Below are 16,762 nucleotides of genomic sequence, written 5' to 3'. Positions count from 1 at the left end.
GTCTCCTCTTCGGTCTTCCGTACAGCCTGTGTCGCGCCAGAGCGAACCGTACGGGACGGCCCCGAGCGGGTGCCGCGTGGGGCGAAGATCACAGGCCATGGCTCTGCGCGGCGGCGTACGGCTGAGTAACGTGAGGCTGTGCCGAAGAACTGGAACGCGTTCTCATCCCGCGACTTCACCGGACGCCTCGCCCATCGCGCGGTGCAGGCCGGCTGGCGCCTGGCGCAGCGCGCGGGCGCGGTGACCGCCGCGCATCCCGGCCGCTACCGCTTCGGATCCCTCGGGCACGGCACCAAGCTGGCCTTCCCGCAGGGCACGGTCTTCGGTGAGCCCTGGATCCATCTCGGCGCGCACTGCATCATCGCCGAACAGGTCACTCTCACCGCGGGCCTGATGCCCGACCTCGACCTCGGGTCCGAGCCGATCCTGCGCATCGGCGACGGTGTCGTCCTCGGCCGCGGCAGCCATGTCATCGCCGACACGACGGTCACGATCGGCAGCGACTGCTACTTCGGGCCGTACGTCTACGTGACCTCGACCAACCACTCGTACGACGACCCGCACCAGCCCATCGGCAAGCAGTGGCCGCGCATGGAGCCGGTGGAGATCGGGCCGGGCTGCTGGATCGGCACCGGCGCGGTGATCCTGCCGGGCGCGCGGATCGGCCGGAACGTCGTCGTGGCCGCCGGTGCCGTCGTGCGCGGAGAGGTGCCGGACCACTCGGTCGTGGCCGGCGCGCCCGCCCGGGTCGTACGGAGCTGGGACGAGGAGAACGGGTGGCAGCCGCCGCTGCGCACGCCCGCCCCCGCCCCGATCCCCGAAGGCGTCACCCCCGAGCAGCTCCTCGCGCTGGCCGACCTGGAGGGGCTGGAAGAGGGCGTCCAGCCGGGCGCGAGCGCCTAACCCGTCGCCAGCAGCACCGTGCCCACCAGCGCGAGGCCCGCCCCCGCGGCCTGCACCCCGCGCAGCCGCTCGCCGAGGAAGCCGCGCGCGGCCAGCGCCGTCACGACGGGGTAGAGCGAGGCGAGCACGGCGGCCACGGTGACCGGGCCCTGCTGCGCCGCCATCGCGTACGTGCCGTTCGCCGCCACGTCGGCGAGGCCCACGAACGCCAGCGCGGGGAGCGCCGACCGGACGACCTGCATCCCGCCGTCCTCGGGGAGCGCGCGGCCACCGCGCCGCACGGACACGTACAGGGCCGTTCCGCCCGCCGTCACATTGGTCACCCGCTGTACGAAGAGCGCCAGGAAGAGCCCGGTCACGGTGGTCGAGGCCTCCGCGATCAGGGCCATCACCGCGCCGAAGCCGAACGCGGCGAGCAGCGTGAGCAGAACGGCCTGACGTTGCACGGGCGCGCCCCTGAACTGCGGACCGCCGGCCAGGATCACCCCTGCGACGGCCACGCCTATGCCCGCGAACTGCAGCAGCCCCGGACGCTCCCCGAGCACCAGGCCGACGGCGACGGGAACGGTGACGCCGAGCGAGCCGAGGGGCGAGACGACGCCCATCGGGCCGAGGGCGAGCGCCTTGTAGAAGGCGAGCATGGCGACCGGGCCGACGAGACCGGCCGCGACCGCGAACCACAGCTGCGGTCCCGCCTCGCTCCAGGCGCCCGTCGCCGCCACGATCGCGCCGAGCACCGCGACGGCGATGCTCTGCGAGACCACCACGACCGTGAGCGCGGGAGTTCGCCGGGTGAGGAGCCCTCCGCCGAAGTCGGCCAGGCCCCACATGAGGCTGGTGGCCAGGGCGAAGAGTGCTGTCATGGTCTGCCTCGCAGTACAGTGTGGTGAACGTCGGTGAGTGCTTTGTTGCACCACACGCTAGTTCAATGAATTGAACGCTGTCATCCAGAATATTGGACGGAAAGTGTCGGACCTCGACCTGCTGACCCAGTCCCTCGGCCGCAACGTCAAGCGCTGGCGCACCGAGCGCGGCTTCACCCTCGACGGTCTCGCGACGCGCGCCGGAGTCAGCCGCGGCATGCTCATCCAGATCGAGCAGGCCCGCACCAACCCCAGCATCGGCACCGTGGTCAAGATCGGTGACGCGCTCGGCATCAGCATCACCACCCTGCTCGACTACGAACAGGGCCCGAAGGTCCGCATCGTCCCGCCCGAGCAGGCCGTACGCCTGTGGAGCACGGACGCCGGCAGCTACAACCGGCTGCTCGCCGGGACCGAGGCCCCCGGCCCCCTGGAGATGTGGGACTGGCACCTGGAACCCGGTGACGGCAGCGGCTCCGACCCGCACCCCGCGGGCACGGTGGAGCTGCTCCATGTGACGGCCGGCGAGCTGACCCTCGTCCTGGACGGCGCCGAGTACCGCGTCCCCGCCGGATCCAGCGTCTCGTTCGAGGCCGACGCCTCGCACACCTACCGCAACGACGGCACCGAGACGATGGAGATGACCATGGCCGTGTCGGTGCCGCCCGTACGCTGAGACGCCGGACTCGGCCGCCGCGGACGGCTGTTAGCGTGCCGACATGCGCGCACCCATCGGAAACTTCGACCACGTCCGCCCCGCTCCCGAGGCGCTCGACCTGCTCACGGACCCGGTGGCCGACGCCGTACGCAACTGGCACGGCACGGTCCCGGCGGAGCAGCTGATCCATGTCGACACCGACCCCGAGTGGGCGGACACGGCCACGTTCGTCGAGCACTACGGCCCCGAACTGCTCGAGGACTCCGCCAACTGCGTCGTCGTAGCCGGCAAGCGCGGCGGCGAGACGACCCTCGCCGCCTGCCTGGTCCTATCCGGGACCCGGGTCGACGTCAATGGAGTCGTACGCCGCCGACTGGGCGCCCGCAAGGCCTCGTTCGCCCCGATGGAGACGGCCACCGGCGCCACCGGCATGGAGTACGGCGGCATCACCCCGATCGGGCTGCCCGCCGACTGGCCGCTCCTTGTGGACGCGGCCGTCGTCGACCGGTCACACGTCCTGATCGGCAGCGGAACACGCCGCGGCAAGCTCATCGTGCCCGGCAAGGCCTTCCTCGACCTGCCCGGCGCGGTGGTCCTCGAAGGGCTCGGCGTGAACTGACCCCGCCCGGGGCCGAACGAACCCGGAGGCCGCCGCGTCTGAGGAGCGGCTCCGCGCAGCGGCGCGGGGCGGGGGCGGAGAAACGGGTGGGGCGAGCCATGAGAATCCGGACGGTGGCCGTGCTGGCGATGGCGTCGGGGGCGCTGGTGTCCGTGGCGGCCTGCGGCGTGGAAGTCCCCGAGGGCCTGGTGGTGACCGGCTCCTCGCCGGCCGCGCCCTACCGGGGTCCTCTCAAGGCGAAGGCGCCCGACATCGACGGTGACGAGGACAACGTCCAGGGCGGGGGCGCCTCCGTCCTCGCCCTCGAATGCGCGGGCAAGCCGTACCGGGGCGGCGGCGGGGACGACGGCTGGGGCGCGTCGGACGGCGCGGACTCGCCGGACGAGGCCTTGAACGCGCTCGTGGCCGACGAGTTCGCCCGGTCCCTGCCGCGCCGCGGCTATCGCGTCGAGCGCGAGGTGGGCCGCCGCGTCCTGTACTCGTACGACGTCGGCGGCCGCACCCGCGTGGCCGTGATCGTGGCCAAGGACCTGCCGCACAGGCCGGGTTGGGGTCTGGAGACGTACGCCCAGTGCGATCCGTCCGAGTTCGCCCGCCGGGACCGTGTCCACCTCGACATCCGGGTGTGGGTGGACCGGGAGGGGCGAGCGGCCCCCGCGTCCGAGATCTTCAGCGCGGCCGGGCCCGAGCACTGCGACTGGCAGTCGGCGGAGTTCCTCCACCTCGGTGACCGCCAGTACCTCCGGGACCCCGAACACGCGCTGCCCCGTGAACTCCTGCACTCCTCGTACGCGCCGAAGACACGGCTGCCGGACGGCGCCACGGACACCGGGTACCGCGACGGACGGCGCCAACTGTGGCTCTCCGCCGACAAGTCCGACGCGTATGTGCGGACCGGGGGCGGCGTGGAGCGGTGGCCGGGGGCGATCGAGCCGATCGGGTGCAAGTGAGGGCAGGGGCGCTTAGGCTCCTCCTGGGGGCAAGCGCTTTCCACGCCTTGCCCCGCTCGCCTCTGCCCTGCTCGCCTCTGTCCCGTTCCGCTCGGCCTGGATGAGGAGCCCCCGCATGCCCTCCGAAACCGCCCTCCCGCCGACCGACTTCTCCCATCCGCTGCCCGGAGCCGTCGGCCTCTCCCACCTGAAGGCCTACGAATGGGAGGCCGCCGACGGCGTGTGTGGCGGCACCCCGCATCTGCACCTGGTGTGCACGGAGGCCTACGTCGTCACCGGCGGACGCGGTGCCGTCCAGACCCTCAGCCCCGGCGGTTACCGCGAAGTCCCCCTGGAAGCGGGCTCGGTGGCGTGGTTCACGCCGGGGACCGTGCACCGGATGGTGCAGCGCGGCGACTTGCGCATCACCGTCCTGATGCAGAACAGCGGTCTGCCCGAGGCCGGGGACGCCGTCTTCACCTTCCCGCCCGACGTGCTCGCCGACCCCGAGCGCTACGCCGCCGCCGCGACACTCCCGGCGCGGACGGGACCCCTGGCGGAGGCGGCCGCGCGGCGGCGGCGCGACCTCGCGGTCGAGGGCTATCTGCCGCTGCGCGAGGCGCTGTCGGCCGGCGATGGCGCGCCCTACCTGGAATTCCAGCGGGCCGCGGCGCGTCTCGTCCGGGACAAGGTGCCCGCCTGGCGAGAGCTGTGGCGGGCCGGCGCGCTGGCCGCCGCCGAGCGCACCGGCGCCCAGCTCGCGGCCCTCGAATCCGGCGACCCCTCCTACCTCACGGGATCGGCCTCGTACGACACGGGTCCCACCCGGCGCGGCGGCTACGGCATGTGCGGCCGCCGCGACGAGTACGAGCTGCCCGGGACGACGCTGCCGCAGCGTGAGGGGTAACTGCCGCCTCGTGTGCGCCAGTTACCTGGGTGGAGCGGCTCAGCCCAGGCGGGGGATCTCGATCGCCGGGCACTTGTCCATGACCATCGCAAGCCCCGCGTCGCGCGTGCGCGCGTACGCCGCCTCGTCGATCACGCCGAGCTGGAACCAGACCGCTTCCGCGCCGATCGTCCGGGCCTCGTCGGCGACCTGGCCCGCGAGGTGGGAGTTGACGAAGGCGTCGACCACGTCGACCTTGAACGGGATCTCTTCGAGGGACGCGTAGCCCTGCTCGCCGTGGACCGTCTCGGCCTTCGGGTGGACCGGGACGACGCGCTTGCCGAAGTGCTGGAGGACCTCGGCGACGCCGTAGGCGGCGCGCGCCCTGTTCGAGGAGAGGCCCACGACCGCCCAGGTGTCACCGAGCTCCGTGAGGATCCTGCGGACCGTCTCCTGATCGCCGTACATGTGCGGTGCCTCCTGGGGGTCGACGGGTGTTCACCGTGGTCAACAGGGCGGTGCCGTGCGGGATTCCCCCCCCGGACGACGTCAGAGGAACGTGGCCGCGTGCAGGATGCGGATCATGGTCACCGCGGAGTTCGCCGACGACATCGCCGACACCGCCGTGCCCACGGCCGCCGCCCACGCCGCGAGGCCGATCCCCGTGCCGGCCGGTGGCCAGCTGTGCGCCGCCGGGGCCGGGCGCAGGAGGGCCGCGACCCGGCGCGGGACCGGGCCCGGCGCCGCGAGGCCCGCCAGAGTGGGGGCCGGCGCGGCGCGCGAGACGAGGGCGGCCTTGCCGATCGCGCGGGCCACGACGCGGCGGTCGTGCACGGAGCGCGCCGCGTCCTCGTCGGCCCACCGCTCCGTCGAGTACGCCACCGCCGTGCGTAGCGGCAGCAGGAACGGATTGGCCCGCGCCGCCAACTGGGCCACCAGCAGATGACGATGGTGCCGGGCCGCCAGATGGGCCCGCTCGTGTGCGAACAACGCCCTGCGCTCGGGCCCGGTGAGCACGCCCAGGAGCCCGGTCGAGACCACCACCCGGTCACGGTCGCCACCGGGGAGGGCATACGCGTACGGCACCGTGTCCGGCACGACCGCGACGCCCCGGTCGCGCGGCCCGGCGAGCGCCCGCCGGGCCCGGCGCCGCACCAGGTGGTGCCGGACGACGACCCGCGTACACACCACGAGCACGACGGCGAGGGCGGGGATCGCTGCCCTGCCCGCCACCCCGTCGTACGGCACGGCCGCCCGCACCTCGGGGTCCGACCAGCCGTCGGGGAGGGGGTTTCCGGGAAGTTGGGCCGTGCCGACGACCATGAGCAGCGCCAGGCACAGCGTGCTGCACACGGCCATCACTCCCGCGACGGCCGTCAGGAGACGGGTCGCGGTGCGCGGGTGGAGATGCTGCTCGGCCAGGCGCGCCACGGGCCACGCCGTCAGCGGCAGCACCAGCGGCAGGAAGACGAAGACTCCCATCGCCCGGCTCAGCCCTCGCCGGGGCCGGAGGCTTCGTCCGGCCGTTCCGCCTGTGCGAGGAGGTCCCGCAGCAGTTGTTCGTCGCCCGGAGGAAGCGCGGTGACGAAACGCGCGAGGACCGCCTCGCGGTTCGTCTCGCCGTCGAGCACCTTGCGCATCCGCAGCGCCGCGAGCCCCGCCCCGTCGGCGGCCGGCGTCCACAGGAAGGAGCGGCCGTCGCGGGCGCGGGTCACCGCGCTCTTCGCGAGGAGCCGCGTCAGGATCGTCACCACGGTCGTGTAGGCGAGGTCGCCGCCGACCCGTTCCTGGACCCAGGCCGCCGTCACGGGACCCGGCGCCTCGCACAGCGCCGAGAGGACCTGGGCCTCCAGCTCGCCCTGCCCCCGGCGCCGCGGCCGCCGGCCGTCGTGTCCGTCCCGCGTCATGTCCCGTCGCCCTCCGCCCCGGCCGTCACCCGTACGTGGGCGCCACATCCTAGTCCGCAGGGATGCGGGCGCAGGTCAGCCCACGTGGACGCGGGGCCGCCGGGCGGGCTCGGGCTCGGCGCGGCGCAGTACCTCGCGGGTGACCGGCGCGACCTCGCCGTCGCCGAACACCAGGAAGCGCAGCAGATGGCTGACGGGATGGCCCTCGGTCCAGTTGAAGTACGCGTGCGGCACCTCGCCCGTGCGGGCCCGCAGGCTCATCAGGACGGCCGCGATGGTGTTCGGCACGCCCGCGCCCTGGACGCGCAGCCGGCGTACGCCGTGCTTCTCGTCGCCGTGGACCTCGACCGGCGCGGTGAAGTCCGACGAGTCGTGGACGAAGACCTCAAGGAACAGGACGGGCCGCCCGTCCGGGATGTGGGTCTGCTCGCGCTGGCTGTACTCCTTGGCGCGGTACTCGGCCTTGGAGTGCTCGTCGGGCTCGTTCGCGATGATCCGCAGCGGGCCGTGGCCCGCTGCCTCGTCGACGATCCGTGCCGCCGTCTCGTCGAACGTCACGTCGCCCGCCCGCAGTTCGAAGGCCCGGTGCACGCGCGAGGCGAACGAGGTGAGGAGGATCCCGACGATGAAGAGGAGGGCGATCTTGATGCCGTCGGGGCGCTCGATGACGTTCGTGACGAGCGTGTACCCGAACACGGCGGTGATCGCCCCGAAGCCGAGGGTCGCGGCCTTGCGCCCGCGCGAGCGCACCGCGACCGTCGAGGCGAACGACGCCGACAGCATCAGGACCAGGACACCGGTGGCGTACGCGCCGCTCTGGTCGTCGACGTTCGCGTTGAACCAGAGCGTGATGAAGACGGCGATCGCCATGAACAGGAGCACCAGCGGACGGACGGCGCGCGTCCACTCCGGGGCCATGCCGTACCGCGGCAGGTAGCGCGGCACCAGGTTGAGGAGCCCCGCGAGCGCGGAGGCTCCGGCGAACCACAGGATGGCGATGGTCGAGACGTCGTACACCGTGCCGAAACCCTCGCCCAGGTACTGGTGCGCGAGGAACGCGAGGGCGCGGCCGTTGGCCGGGCCGCCGCTCTCGAACGCGGACTGGGGGATGAGGATCGTCGTCGCCAGGCTGGAGAGCAGCAGGAAACCGCTCATGATCAGCGCGGCCGTGGTGAGCAGCTTGCGGGTGTCCCGCACCCGCCCCTTGGGATGCGCGTACGTGTCGGTGGCGTCGCCGCGCACCTGGGGCATCACGGCCACGCCCGTCTCGAAGCCGGACATGCCGAGCGCCAGCTTCGGGAAGACGAGGAGCGCCACGCCGATCATCGCGACGGGCGAGGAGTGCGCGGCGGTCATGGCGTCCCACCAGTTGCCGATCTTCACCGGCTCGGTCAGGACGTGCCAGGCGGCCGTCATGAGCACGACCACGTTCAGCATGAGGTAGAGGGCGACGAGCACGACCGCCACCCGTATCGCCTCACGGAACCCCTTGAGGAACACCGCGCCGAGGCCCGCCACCAGGAACAGCGTGATCCAGGTGTTCGCGCCGTCGAGCGACGCGGGCGCGAAGGGGTTCTCGACGACGTGCGCCGCGGCGTCGGCCGCCGACAAGGTGATCGTGATCATGAAGTCGGTGGCGGCGAACCCGAGCAGCACGAGGACGAACAGCTTCCCCGCCCACCACGGAAGGAGCCGCTCCAGCATCGCGATGGAACCCTCGCCGTGCGGGGACTCCTTCGCGACGCGGCGGTACACCGGCAGCGCGCCGCCGAGCGTGAGCGCGATCAGGACGAGGGTGGCCAGCGGGGACAGGAGTCCCGCGGCGAGGGCGGCGATGCCCGGCTGGTAGCCGAGCGTCGAGAAGTAGTCCACGCCCGTCAGGCACATCACCCGCCACCACGTGTGGCCCTTGTGCTCGGCCGGCGGTGTGCCGTGCGGTCCCGGATGCCGGGCCGTCGTCTCGCTCAGACCCTCGAGGAGCCAGGGCCGCCATCGTGAGGACGGCGGCCGGACGGCCGTGCCTTCGACGCGTTCGGCCTGCGTGCCGGTCATGGGCGAAACTGCTTTCTGTCGTGCCGGTACGGACCCGGGGGTGCATCCGCGCAGGAAGCCACGGGAACGGATGTCCCGCGAGCGCTGCGACGACGAGCGAGTATTCACCACCGGGTGACCGGGGCGACGGGCGGGGGCGAGCGAACGCCGGCACGCGGCATACGCTGGCCGGATGCAGGACGAGTACCGCACCGTGGCCCGTGAGGGCGTGCACGAGACCGAGATCAACCGCTCCCGGTTCCTGTGCGCGCTCGCGCCCGCGGCCACCGAGCGCGAGGCCCAGGACTTCGTGGCGCGCATCCGCAAGGAGCACCCCACCGCGTCCCACAACTGCTACGCGTACGTCATCGGCGCCGACGCCTCCGTGCAGAAGGCGAGCGACGACGGCGAACCGGGCGGCACGGCCGGCGTCCCCATGCTCCAGATGCTCACGCGCCGCGAGATGCGGTACGTCGTCGCCGTCGTGACCCGCTACTACGGAGGTGTGAAGCTCGGCGCGGGCGGTCTCATCCGGGCCTACGGAGGAGCCGTCGGCGAGGCGCTCGACGCGCTGGGCACCCTCACCCGGCGCCGCTTCCGGCTCGCCAAGGTCACTGTCGACCACCAGCGCGCCGGAAAGGTGCAGAACGATCTGCGCTCCACGGGACGTGAGGTGCGTGACGTCCATTACGGGGAGGCGGTCACGATCGAGATCGCTCTGCCGGACGCGGACGTGGACGCGTTCCGTGCGTGGCTGGCCGATGTCACCGCGGGCACCGCGGAGTTCGAGCTCGGGGCAGAGGCGTACGGGGACGCGTGACCGGCTCCGGCGGGCGGGGCGCGTGCGCGGCGAGCAGGTACCGATACGCCAGTAGCCGCCCGTGATGTCCGACCCGCCCGTTAGTCTCGGGGATCATGAGGCTGCTGCACACTTCCGACTGGCATCTCGGCCGGGCGTTCCACCGGGTGAACATGCTCGGCGCCCAGGCCGAGTTCATCGGTCACCTCGTCGCGACCGTCCGTGAGCGGGACGTCGACGCGGTGGTCGTGTCGGGCGACGTGTACGACCGCGCGGTGCCGCCCCTCGCCGCGGTCGAGCTGTTCGACGACGCCCTGCACCGCCTCGCCGAGCAGGGCATCCCCACGGTGATGATCTCCGGGAACCACGACTCGGCGCGCCGCCTCGGCGTCGGCGCCGGGCTCATCGGCCGCGCCGGCATCCACCTGCGCACCGACCCCGGCGCGTGCGCGACCCCCGTGCTCATCCCGGACGCCACCGGTGACGTGGCCTTCTACGGGCTGCCCTATCTCGAACCGGCGCTGGTGAAGGACGAGTTCGGGGTGTCGAAGCCGGGCCACGAGGCCGTCCTGGCCGCCGCCATGGACCGGGTGCGGGTCGATCTCGCCGAGCGCCCGGCAGGGACCCGGGCCGTCGTCCTCGCGCACGCCTTCGTCACCGGCGGCGAGGCCAGCGACAGCGAGCGCGACATCACGGTCGGCGGAGTCGCCGCCGTCCCCTCCGGCGTCTTCGACGGCGTCGACTACGTGGCGCTCGGGCATCTGCACGGCAGCCAGGTCATCTCCGAGCGCGTGCGCTACTCCGGCTCGCCGCTCCCGTACTCCTTCTCCGAGGCCGACCACCGCAAGAGCATGTGGCTCGTCGACCTGGACGCGGACGGCTTCGCCGCCGCCGAGCGCGTCGACTGCCCGGTGCCCAGGCCGCTCGCCCGGATCCGCGGTGACCTCGCGGACCTGCTCGCGCGCCCGGAGCTCACCGCGCACGAGGAGTCCTGGGTCGAGGCCACCCTCACCGACCCGGTCAGGCCCGACGACCCCATGGCCCGCCTCGCCGAGCGGTTCCCGCACACCCTCAGCCTCGCCTTCGACCCGCAGCGCGCCCCCGAGGACCCCGACGTCTCGTACGCGCAGCGCCTCAAGGGGCGTGACGACCAACAGATCGCGGAGGACTTCGTGACCCATGTGCGCGGCGCCGGACCCGACGAGCGCGAGCGCGCCGTCCTGCGCGAGGCACTCGACGCCGTACGCATCGACGACACCCGGCGCGAGGTCGCCCGATGAGGCTCCACCGGCTGCGGATCACCGCCTTCGGGCCCTTCGGGGCAAGCCAGGAAGTCGACTTCGACGACCTGTCCTCGGCGGGCCTCTTCCTGCTCCACGGCCCGACGGGCGCCGGCAAGACCTCCGTCCTCGACGCCGTCTGCTACGCCCTGTACGGCTCGGTCCCCGGCGCCCGGCAGGGCAGCGGCCAGGGCACGTCCCTGCGCAGCGACCACGCCGCGCCCGGCACGCGCACCGAGGTCACCCTCGACCTCACCGTCGCGGGACGCCGCCTGGAGCTGACCCGGCAGCCCCCGTGGGAGCGCCCCAAGAAGCGCGGCACGGGCACCACCATGGACAAGGCCCAGAGCTGGCTGCGCGAGTACGACGCCACGGCCGGCACCTGGAAGGACCTCAGCCGCTCCCACCAGGAGATCGGCGAGGAGATCAGCCAGCTCCTCGGGATGAGCAAGGAGCAGTTCTGCCAGGTCGTCCTGTTGCCGCAGGGAGACTTCGCCCGGTTCCTGCGGGCCGACGCCGAGGCCCGCGGCAAGCTCCTCGGCCGGCTCTTCGACACGCGGCGCTTCGCCGCGGCCGAACAGCGGCTCGCCGAGCAGCGCCGCGCCGCCGAGAGCGAAGTACGCGCGGCGGACGCCGAGTTGCTCGCCGACGCGCACCGCATGCAGCAGGCCGCCGGGAACATCGTGGAACTGCCCGCCACCGACGCCGCGCCCGGCGACCCCGGGCTCGCCGACTCCGTGCTCACGTGGGCCGCCGTCGCCCGCTCCACCGCCCGCGAGCGGCTCACCGTCGCGCACCTCGCGCTGACCGCCGCCGACGCGGCCCGCACCGAGGCACAGCGCGACCTGGCCGGCGTACAGGAAGTGCACCGGCTCCAGCGGCGGTTCGAGGAGGCGCGGGAGCGGGCCGCGCGGCTCGACGAGCGGGCCGACGAGCATCAGCGGGTCCAGGAGCGCATGGCGCGGGGTCGCAAGGCCGAGGCCGTCGCGCCCGCCCTCGCGCTGCGCGAGGCCGCGGAGACCGAACACCGCAGGGCCACGAGCGAGGACGCACGCGCGCGTGCAGCCCTGCCCGAGTCGTTCGACGGCGCCGGCGCGGCGGGTCTCGCCGCCGCCGCGCGGAAGGCGGCCGAGGAGCTGGGCGGCCTGGAGTCCGCCCGGCGCGCCGAGCTGCGCCTGACGGAACTCGACGGGCAGCGGCGAGGACTCGACCGCGAGGAGCGCGCCGACGACGAGCTGCTCCAGGACGCGGCGAGCTGGCTCGACGGCTGGGACAGTACGCGGGCCGCGCTCCAGGAAGCCGTCGAGTCCGCGCAGGAGGCCGCGACGCGCGCCGAGCACCTGGCGGGTCAACTGGAGCCCGCGCAGCAGAAGTCGGAGGCCGCCAGGCGCCGCGACCGGCTCTCCGGCGAGGCCGCCGACGCCCGGACGGGCACCGTGCGGGCCCGTGAGGGGGCCGCGGCCGCGCATGAGCACTGGCTCGGCCTCAAGGAACAGCGGCTGAACGGGATCGCGGCCGAACTGGCCGCGCAGCTCGTCCCCGGCGAGAGGTGCGCGGTGTGCGGGTCCACCGAGCATCCCGATCCCATGCGCAAGACCGCGGAGCATGTCGGCCGCGACGCCGAGGAGACGGCCCTCGCCGCGTACCGCCGCGCGGACGACGCGCGCACCGCGCAGGAGAGCCGGCTCGCCGCGGTGCGCGAGTCCCTCGCCGCCGCGACGGCCGCCGCCGGAGAGACATCCGCGCGGGAACTCGCCGACGCGGCCGAGGAGTTGCGCGCCCGACACGCCGAAGCGCGCGGCCTCGCCTCCGGACTGCACGCCGCACGTGAGGCCCTCGGCCAGGCCGAGGGCGAGCACGACCGCAGACTCGCCGCGCAGCAGGAAGCCGCACGTCGTGCCGTCGCCCGAGCCACCCTGCGCGAGAGCGTCGACCGCGAACAGGGCGTCCTGGAGCGCGAGTTGGCCCAGGCGCGCGGTCCGGAGGCCAGTGTGGGTGCGCGCGCTGCTCAACTGGAACGCCTCGCCGCGCAGCTCACGGCCGCCGCGGACGCCGCCCGGGGCGCCGACGAGGCAGCCAGGCGGCTCAAGGACGCCGACGCGCGACTCGCCGACGCCGCCTTCCGCGCCGGCTTCGACACGCCGGAGGCCGCCGGCGCCGCCCTCCTGGACGACGCCCAGCACAGAGACCTTCAACACCGGCTCGACGCCCGCCAGTCCGAGGAGGCCTCGGTGCGTGCCGTCCTCGCCGAGGGCGACACCGCGGCGGCGGCCCGGCAGTCGCCCGCCGACGTGCCCGCGGCGCAGCACGCCGCCGAGGCGGCCGACCGGCGGGTGCGCGACGCGGCGTCCGCGCGCGACGACGCCGACCGCCGCTGCACCGAGATCGACCGGCTCTCGGCCCGCTGCGCCACGGCCGTGCGACGGCTCGCGCCGCTGCGCGCCGCGTACGACCGAGTGGCGCGCATGGCGGGTCTCGCCGCCGGCACGTCCGCGGACAACGAGCGCAAGATGCGCCTGGAGTCCTATGTGCTCGCGGCCCGGCTCGAACAGGTCGCGGCCGCGGCGACCGCGCGACTGGCCCGCATGTCGTCCGGCCGGTACACGCTGGTGCACTCCGACGGCCGTACGGGGCGCGGCCGTTCGGGCCTCGGCCTGCACGTGGTCGACGCGTGGACGGGGCGCGAGCGGGACACCGCGACACTCTCCGGCGGGGAGACGTTCTTCGCGTCGCTGGCCCTCGCTCTCGGCCTCGCGGACGTCGTCACGGACGAGGCGGGCGGTGTCCGCCTCGACACCCTCTTCATCGACGAGGGTTTCGGCAGCCTCGACGACCAGACACTGGACGAGGTGCTGGACGTCCTGGACTCCCTGCGTGAGCGGGACCGCAGCGTCGGCATCGTCAGCCACGTCGGCGACCTGCGCCGCCGGGTGCACGCGCAGCTCGAGATCGTGAAGGGGCGGTCGGGGTCGGTCGTACGGCAGCTGACCTGAGCCCGGCCGTGGCCGCCCGGCGGCGGGTCAGTGGCCGAGCGGTCGCCGGGGGAGCGGGGACGAGTAGACCACGCTGGTCGTCACCGAGCCGAGCGCGCCGATCCGGCCGGAGACCTCCTCCAGGTGCTTCATCGAGCGCGCCGCGACCTTGATGACGAAGCAGTCGTCGCCGGTGACGTGGTGCGCCTCCAGGATCTCCGGCGTCACCTCGACGAGGTCGTGGAACGGCTTGTAGTGACCGTTCGGATAGCGCAGCCGTACGAACGCCAGGATGGGCAGACCGATCCGCTCGGGGACGACCACCGCCGCGTACCCCGCGATCACCCCGGCCTCCTCGAGGCGCTTCACCCGCTCGGTGACGGCGCTCGCGGACATGGAGACGGCCCGCGCGAGCTCGGCGTAGCTCGCCCGGCCCTCGCGCTGGAGGACGTCGAGGATGCGCCAGTCGGTGGCATCGGGGGTGTACGGGGATTCACCGGTCATGTGGCAGGAATAGCAGGGACATCCCCGGCCGATCAAGAGGGATGCCGGGGATCGTCACTTCAGGAAGATCGCCACGGTCCGTAGATTTCTGGTCGAGGGCGGCACGGTCGTGCGGCCCGCAGCGATCCGCCAGGGAGGCCGACATCATGACCGCGACCACCACCGTCACCCCCAACGCCGTGCTCCGTGTGCCCCCGGCGTCCCCCGCCGCGGCCGCCGCCCACTTCGGCGCGAGCCTCGCCTTCCACGCCGACGTGTCCGACGTCGCCTCGGCGCTCGCCGCCGACGGGGACCCGGGCTTCGTCGTCGTCGACACCCGCTCCACCGCCTCGTGGGACCAGGGACACGTGCCCGGCGCCGTCCACCTGCCCACCGCGCTCATCGCCGAGCAGGCCGGGCAGCTCCTCGACAAGGCGGTGCCCGTCGTCACGTACTGCTGGGGCCCGGGCTGCAACGGGGCCACGCGCGCTGCCCTCGCCCTCGCCGAACTCGGCTTCCGGGTCAAGGAGATGCTCGGCGGCTTCGAGTACTGGGCGCGGGAGGGCTTCGCGTACGAGACGTGGGAGGGGCCCGCGCGGCGCGACGCCGACCCGCTGACGGCGCCCGTCGACGCGGACGACTGCGGCTGCTGACACCGCGAGAGGAACCGCCGCGCGGGCGACAGCTCCAACAGCCGCCGCCCGCACCGGAGTCACAGCCGGGACAGCTCGTCCACCAGGTCGTCGAGGCCGAGCGACCCCTGCGAGAGAGCCGCCATGTGCCAGGCCTTCGCGTCGAACGCGTCCCCGTGCCTGGCCCGCGCGTTGGCCCGGCCGAGCAGCCACGCGCGCTCGCCCAGCTTGTAGCCGATCGCCTGCCCGGGGATGGACAGGTAGCGGGTCAGCTCGCTCTCCACGAAGTCCGCGGGCCGGCTGCTGTGCGCCCCGAAGAACTCCTGCGCGAGGTCGGGCGTCCACCGCTCGCCCGGATGGAACGGCGAGTCCGCCGGAATCTCCAGCTCCAGATGCATACCGATGTCGACGATGACCCGGGCCGCGCGCATCATCTGCGCGTCCAGATACCCGAGCCGCTGCTCGGCGTCCGTGAGGAAGCCCAGCTCGTCCATCAGGCGCTCCGCGTACAGCGCCCACCCCTCGGCGTTGGCGCTCACCATGCCGATGCTCGCCTGGTAGCGGGAGAGGCTGTCCGCGACGTGCGTCCACTGCGCGAGCTGGAGATGGTGGCCTGGCACGCCCTCGTGGTACCAGGTGGAGACCAGGTCGTAGACGGGGAACCGGGTCTGGCCCATCGTCGGCAGCCAGGTGCGCCCCGGCCGCGAGAAGTCCTCGGACGGCGCCGTGTAGTAGGGCGCCGCGGCGCTGCCGGCCGGGGCGATCCGGGACTCCACCTTCCGTACCCGCTCCGCGAGCTCGAAGTGGGTGCCGTCGAGGGCCTCGATCGCCTCGTCCATCAGGCTCTGGAGCCAGCGCTGCACCTCCTCCACGCCCTCGATGTGCGTGCCGTGCTCGTCGAGGTGCGCGAGCGCCACCCACGGCGTCGCCGCCCCGGGGAGGATCTTCTCCGCCTCGGTCCTCATCTCGCCGAGCAGGCGGTGGTACTCCGCCCAGCCGTATCCGTACGCCTCGTCCAGGTCGAGGTCCGTGCCGTTGTAGTAGCGCGACCAGCGGGCGTACCGCTCACGGCCCACCGTGTCGGGCGAGCCCTCGATCGCGGACGCGTACACGTCGCGCACCCAGTCGCGCAGCTCGACCACCGCGGCCGTGGCGGCGGCACCCGCCGCGTCCAGCTCGGCGCGCAGCGCGTCGGGCCCGTCCGCGGTGAAGTCCTCGAACCAGCCGCGCCCTTCGCCCGCCCACTCGGTGAGCTGCTCGATGAACGTGGCGGTGGGGCGCGGTCCCCCGTGGAGCTTCTTCTCCAGGCCCAGCGACAGCGTCTCGCGGTATCCGGCGAGCGCCCCCGGCACGGCGCGCAGCCGCTCGGCGACGGCCGCCCAGTCCGCGTCCGTCGCGGTCGGCGTGAGGGTGAAGACCTCCCGCACGTTGTGCACGGGCCCGCCCAGGTTGGTGACGGCCCGAAGGTTCTCCTCCGCGTCGTGCACGGCGAGTTCGGCCGTGAGCCGCTCCCGCAGGAGCCGTCCGCAGCGGCGCTCGATCGCACTGTCGGCGCCGGACCTGCGCTCGGCCTCGTCGAGCCGCGCGAGGGTCGCCCGCGCGAGATCGGCGAGGGCCTCCAGACCGGCGGGTGAGAGGTCGGGCAGCTTGCTGTGGCTCTCGGGCACGCCGAGGTAGGTGCCGGTGACGGGGTCGAGGGCGATGAGCTCGTCGACGTAGGTGTCGGCGACCTCGCGCGGGAGCGGTCCGGTGACGGCTGCTGCTGTGGCTGACGAATCTGACATGCCGCCATCGTCGTAC

16 protein-coding genes are annotated in these 16,762 nt (G+C 73.5%); 9 read left to right on the top strand and 7 right to left on the bottom strand.

The genetic code is table 11. The annotated features are described in order from the left end of the window. Positions 1 to 138 precede the first annotated feature (138 nt). Positions 139 to 903 carry an acyltransferase gene (locus tag LGI35_RS09715; RefSeq protein ID WP_227293494.1) on the top strand — a complete coding sequence of 255 codons (765 nt, stop codon included), beginning with the start codon at positions 139 to 141 and terminating at the stop codon, positions 901 to 903. On the opposite strand, the gene LGI35_RS09710 is transcribed toward LGI35_RS09715, so the two are convergent. Further along, positions 900 to 1,766 (bottom strand): DMT family transporter, encoded by an 867-nt coding sequence (locus LGI35_RS09710; protein WP_227293493.1) that lies wholly within the window; start codon positions 1,764 to 1,766, stop codon positions 900 to 902. The genes LGI35_RS09715 and LGI35_RS09710 overlap by 4 nt on opposite strands. 103 nt (positions 1,767 to 1,869) lie before the next feature. On the opposite strand from LGI35_RS09710, the gene LGI35_RS09705 reads away from it, so the two are divergent. From LGI35_RS09705 to LGI35_RS09690, 4 genes are all read left to right on the top strand, one after another. Further along, complete coding sequence (locus LGI35_RS09705) at positions 1,870 to 2,442, top strand: helix-turn-helix domain-containing protein (RefSeq protein WP_227293492.1); 573 nt, start codon at positions 1,870 to 1,872, stop codon at positions 2,440 to 2,442. A gap of 43 nt (positions 2,443 to 2,485) precedes the next feature. Next, on the top strand, positions 2,486 to 3,043 hold the full coding sequence (locus LGI35_RS09700) for a YbaK/EbsC family protein (protein ID WP_227293491.1): 558 nt from the start codon (positions 2,486 to 2,488) through the stop codon (positions 3,041 to 3,043). Between the two features lie 98 nt (positions 3,044 to 3,141). Beyond that, a complete protein-coding gene (locus LGI35_RS09695; RefSeq protein WP_227293490.1) occupies positions 3,142 to 3,993 on the top strand; it encodes a hypothetical protein in 852 nt (283 codons plus the stop codon). A 115-nt stretch (positions 3,994 to 4,108) separates the two neighbouring features. Continuing rightward, entirely contained in the window at positions 4,109 to 4,879 is a 771-nt protein-coding gene (locus LGI35_RS09690; RefSeq protein WP_227293489.1) for a cupin domain-containing protein, read from the top strand. A 39-nt stretch (positions 4,880 to 4,918) separates the two neighbouring features. Here the strand turns inward: LGI35_RS09690 and LGI35_RS09685 are convergent, their stop codons facing one another. From LGI35_RS09685 to LGI35_RS09670, 4 genes are all read right to left on the bottom strand, one after another. Beyond that, complete coding sequence (locus LGI35_RS09685) at positions 4,919 to 5,326, bottom strand: CoA-binding protein (RefSeq protein WP_227293488.1); 408 nt, start codon at positions 5,324 to 5,326, stop codon at positions 4,919 to 4,921. 81 nt (positions 5,327 to 5,407) lie between these two features. Beyond that, on the bottom strand, positions 5,408 to 6,340 hold the full coding sequence (locus LGI35_RS09680; RefSeq protein ID WP_227293487.1) for a M56 family metallopeptidase: 933 nt from the start codon (positions 6,338 to 6,340) through the stop codon (positions 5,408 to 5,410). A gap of 8 nt (positions 6,341 to 6,348) precedes the next feature. Then, on the bottom strand, positions 6,349 to 6,765 hold the full coding sequence (locus LGI35_RS09675; protein WP_227293486.1) for a BlaI/MecI/CopY family transcriptional regulator: 417 nt from the start codon (positions 6,763 to 6,765) through the stop codon (positions 6,349 to 6,351). 75 nt (positions 6,766 to 6,840) lie between these two features. Then, positions 6,841 to 8,817 carry an APC family permease gene (locus tag LGI35_RS09670; RefSeq protein WP_227293485.1) on the bottom strand — a complete coding sequence of 659 codons (1,977 nt, stop codon included), beginning with the start codon at positions 8,815 to 8,817 and terminating at the stop codon, positions 6,841 to 6,843. A 172-nt stretch (positions 8,818 to 8,989) separates the two neighbouring features. Here LGI35_RS09670 and LGI35_RS09665 point away from each other — a divergent pair, with 172 nt between their 5' ends. From LGI35_RS09665 to LGI35_RS09655, 3 genes are all read left to right on the top strand, one after another. Continuing rightward, complete coding sequence (locus tag LGI35_RS09665; protein ID WP_227293484.1) at positions 8,990 to 9,616, top strand: YigZ family protein; 627 nt, start codon at positions 8,990 to 8,992, stop codon at positions 9,614 to 9,616. A 95-nt stretch (positions 9,617 to 9,711) separates the two neighbouring features. After that, positions 9,712 to 10,875, top strand: a complete 1,164-nt coding sequence (locus LGI35_RS09660) for an exonuclease SbcCD subunit D (protein ID WP_227293483.1) — start codon at positions 9,712 to 9,714, stop codon at positions 10,873 to 10,875. Next, positions 10,872 to 13,868 (top strand): AAA family ATPase, encoded by a 2,997-nt coding sequence (locus LGI35_RS09655; RefSeq protein ID WP_227293482.1) that lies wholly within the window; start codon positions 10,872 to 10,874, stop codon positions 13,866 to 13,868. The genes LGI35_RS09660 and LGI35_RS09655 overlap by 4 nt, the downstream gene beginning before the upstream one ends. A 27-nt stretch (positions 13,869 to 13,895) precedes the next feature. Here LGI35_RS09655 and LGI35_RS09650 read toward each other — a convergent pair whose 3' ends face one another. Next, entirely contained in the window at positions 13,896 to 14,351 is a 456-nt protein-coding gene (locus LGI35_RS09650) for an Lrp/AsnC family transcriptional regulator (RefSeq protein ID WP_116500112.1), read from the bottom strand. 146 nt (positions 14,352 to 14,497) lie between these two features. Here LGI35_RS09650 and LGI35_RS09645 point away from each other — a divergent pair, with 146 nt between their 5' ends. Next, positions 14,498 to 14,983, top strand: a complete 486-nt coding sequence (locus LGI35_RS09645; protein ID WP_227293481.1) for a rhodanese-like domain-containing protein — start codon at positions 14,498 to 14,500, stop codon at positions 14,981 to 14,983. Positions 14,984 to 15,042: 59 nt separating this feature from the next. Here the strand turns inward: LGI35_RS09645 and LGI35_RS09640 are convergent, their stop codons facing one another. Then, positions 15,043 to 16,746, bottom strand: a complete 1,704-nt coding sequence (locus LGI35_RS09640) for a DUF885 domain-containing protein (protein WP_227293480.1) — start codon at positions 16,744 to 16,746, stop codon at positions 15,043 to 15,045. Positions 16,747 to 16,762: the final 16 nt, after the last annotated feature.

The organism is Streptomyces longhuiensis, assembly GCF_020616555.1.
GTDB lineage: Bacteria > Actinomycetota > Actinomycetes > Streptomycetales > Streptomycetaceae > Streptomyces > Streptomyces longhuiensis.
This window is presented reverse-complemented; position numbering and strand designations above follow the sequence as displayed.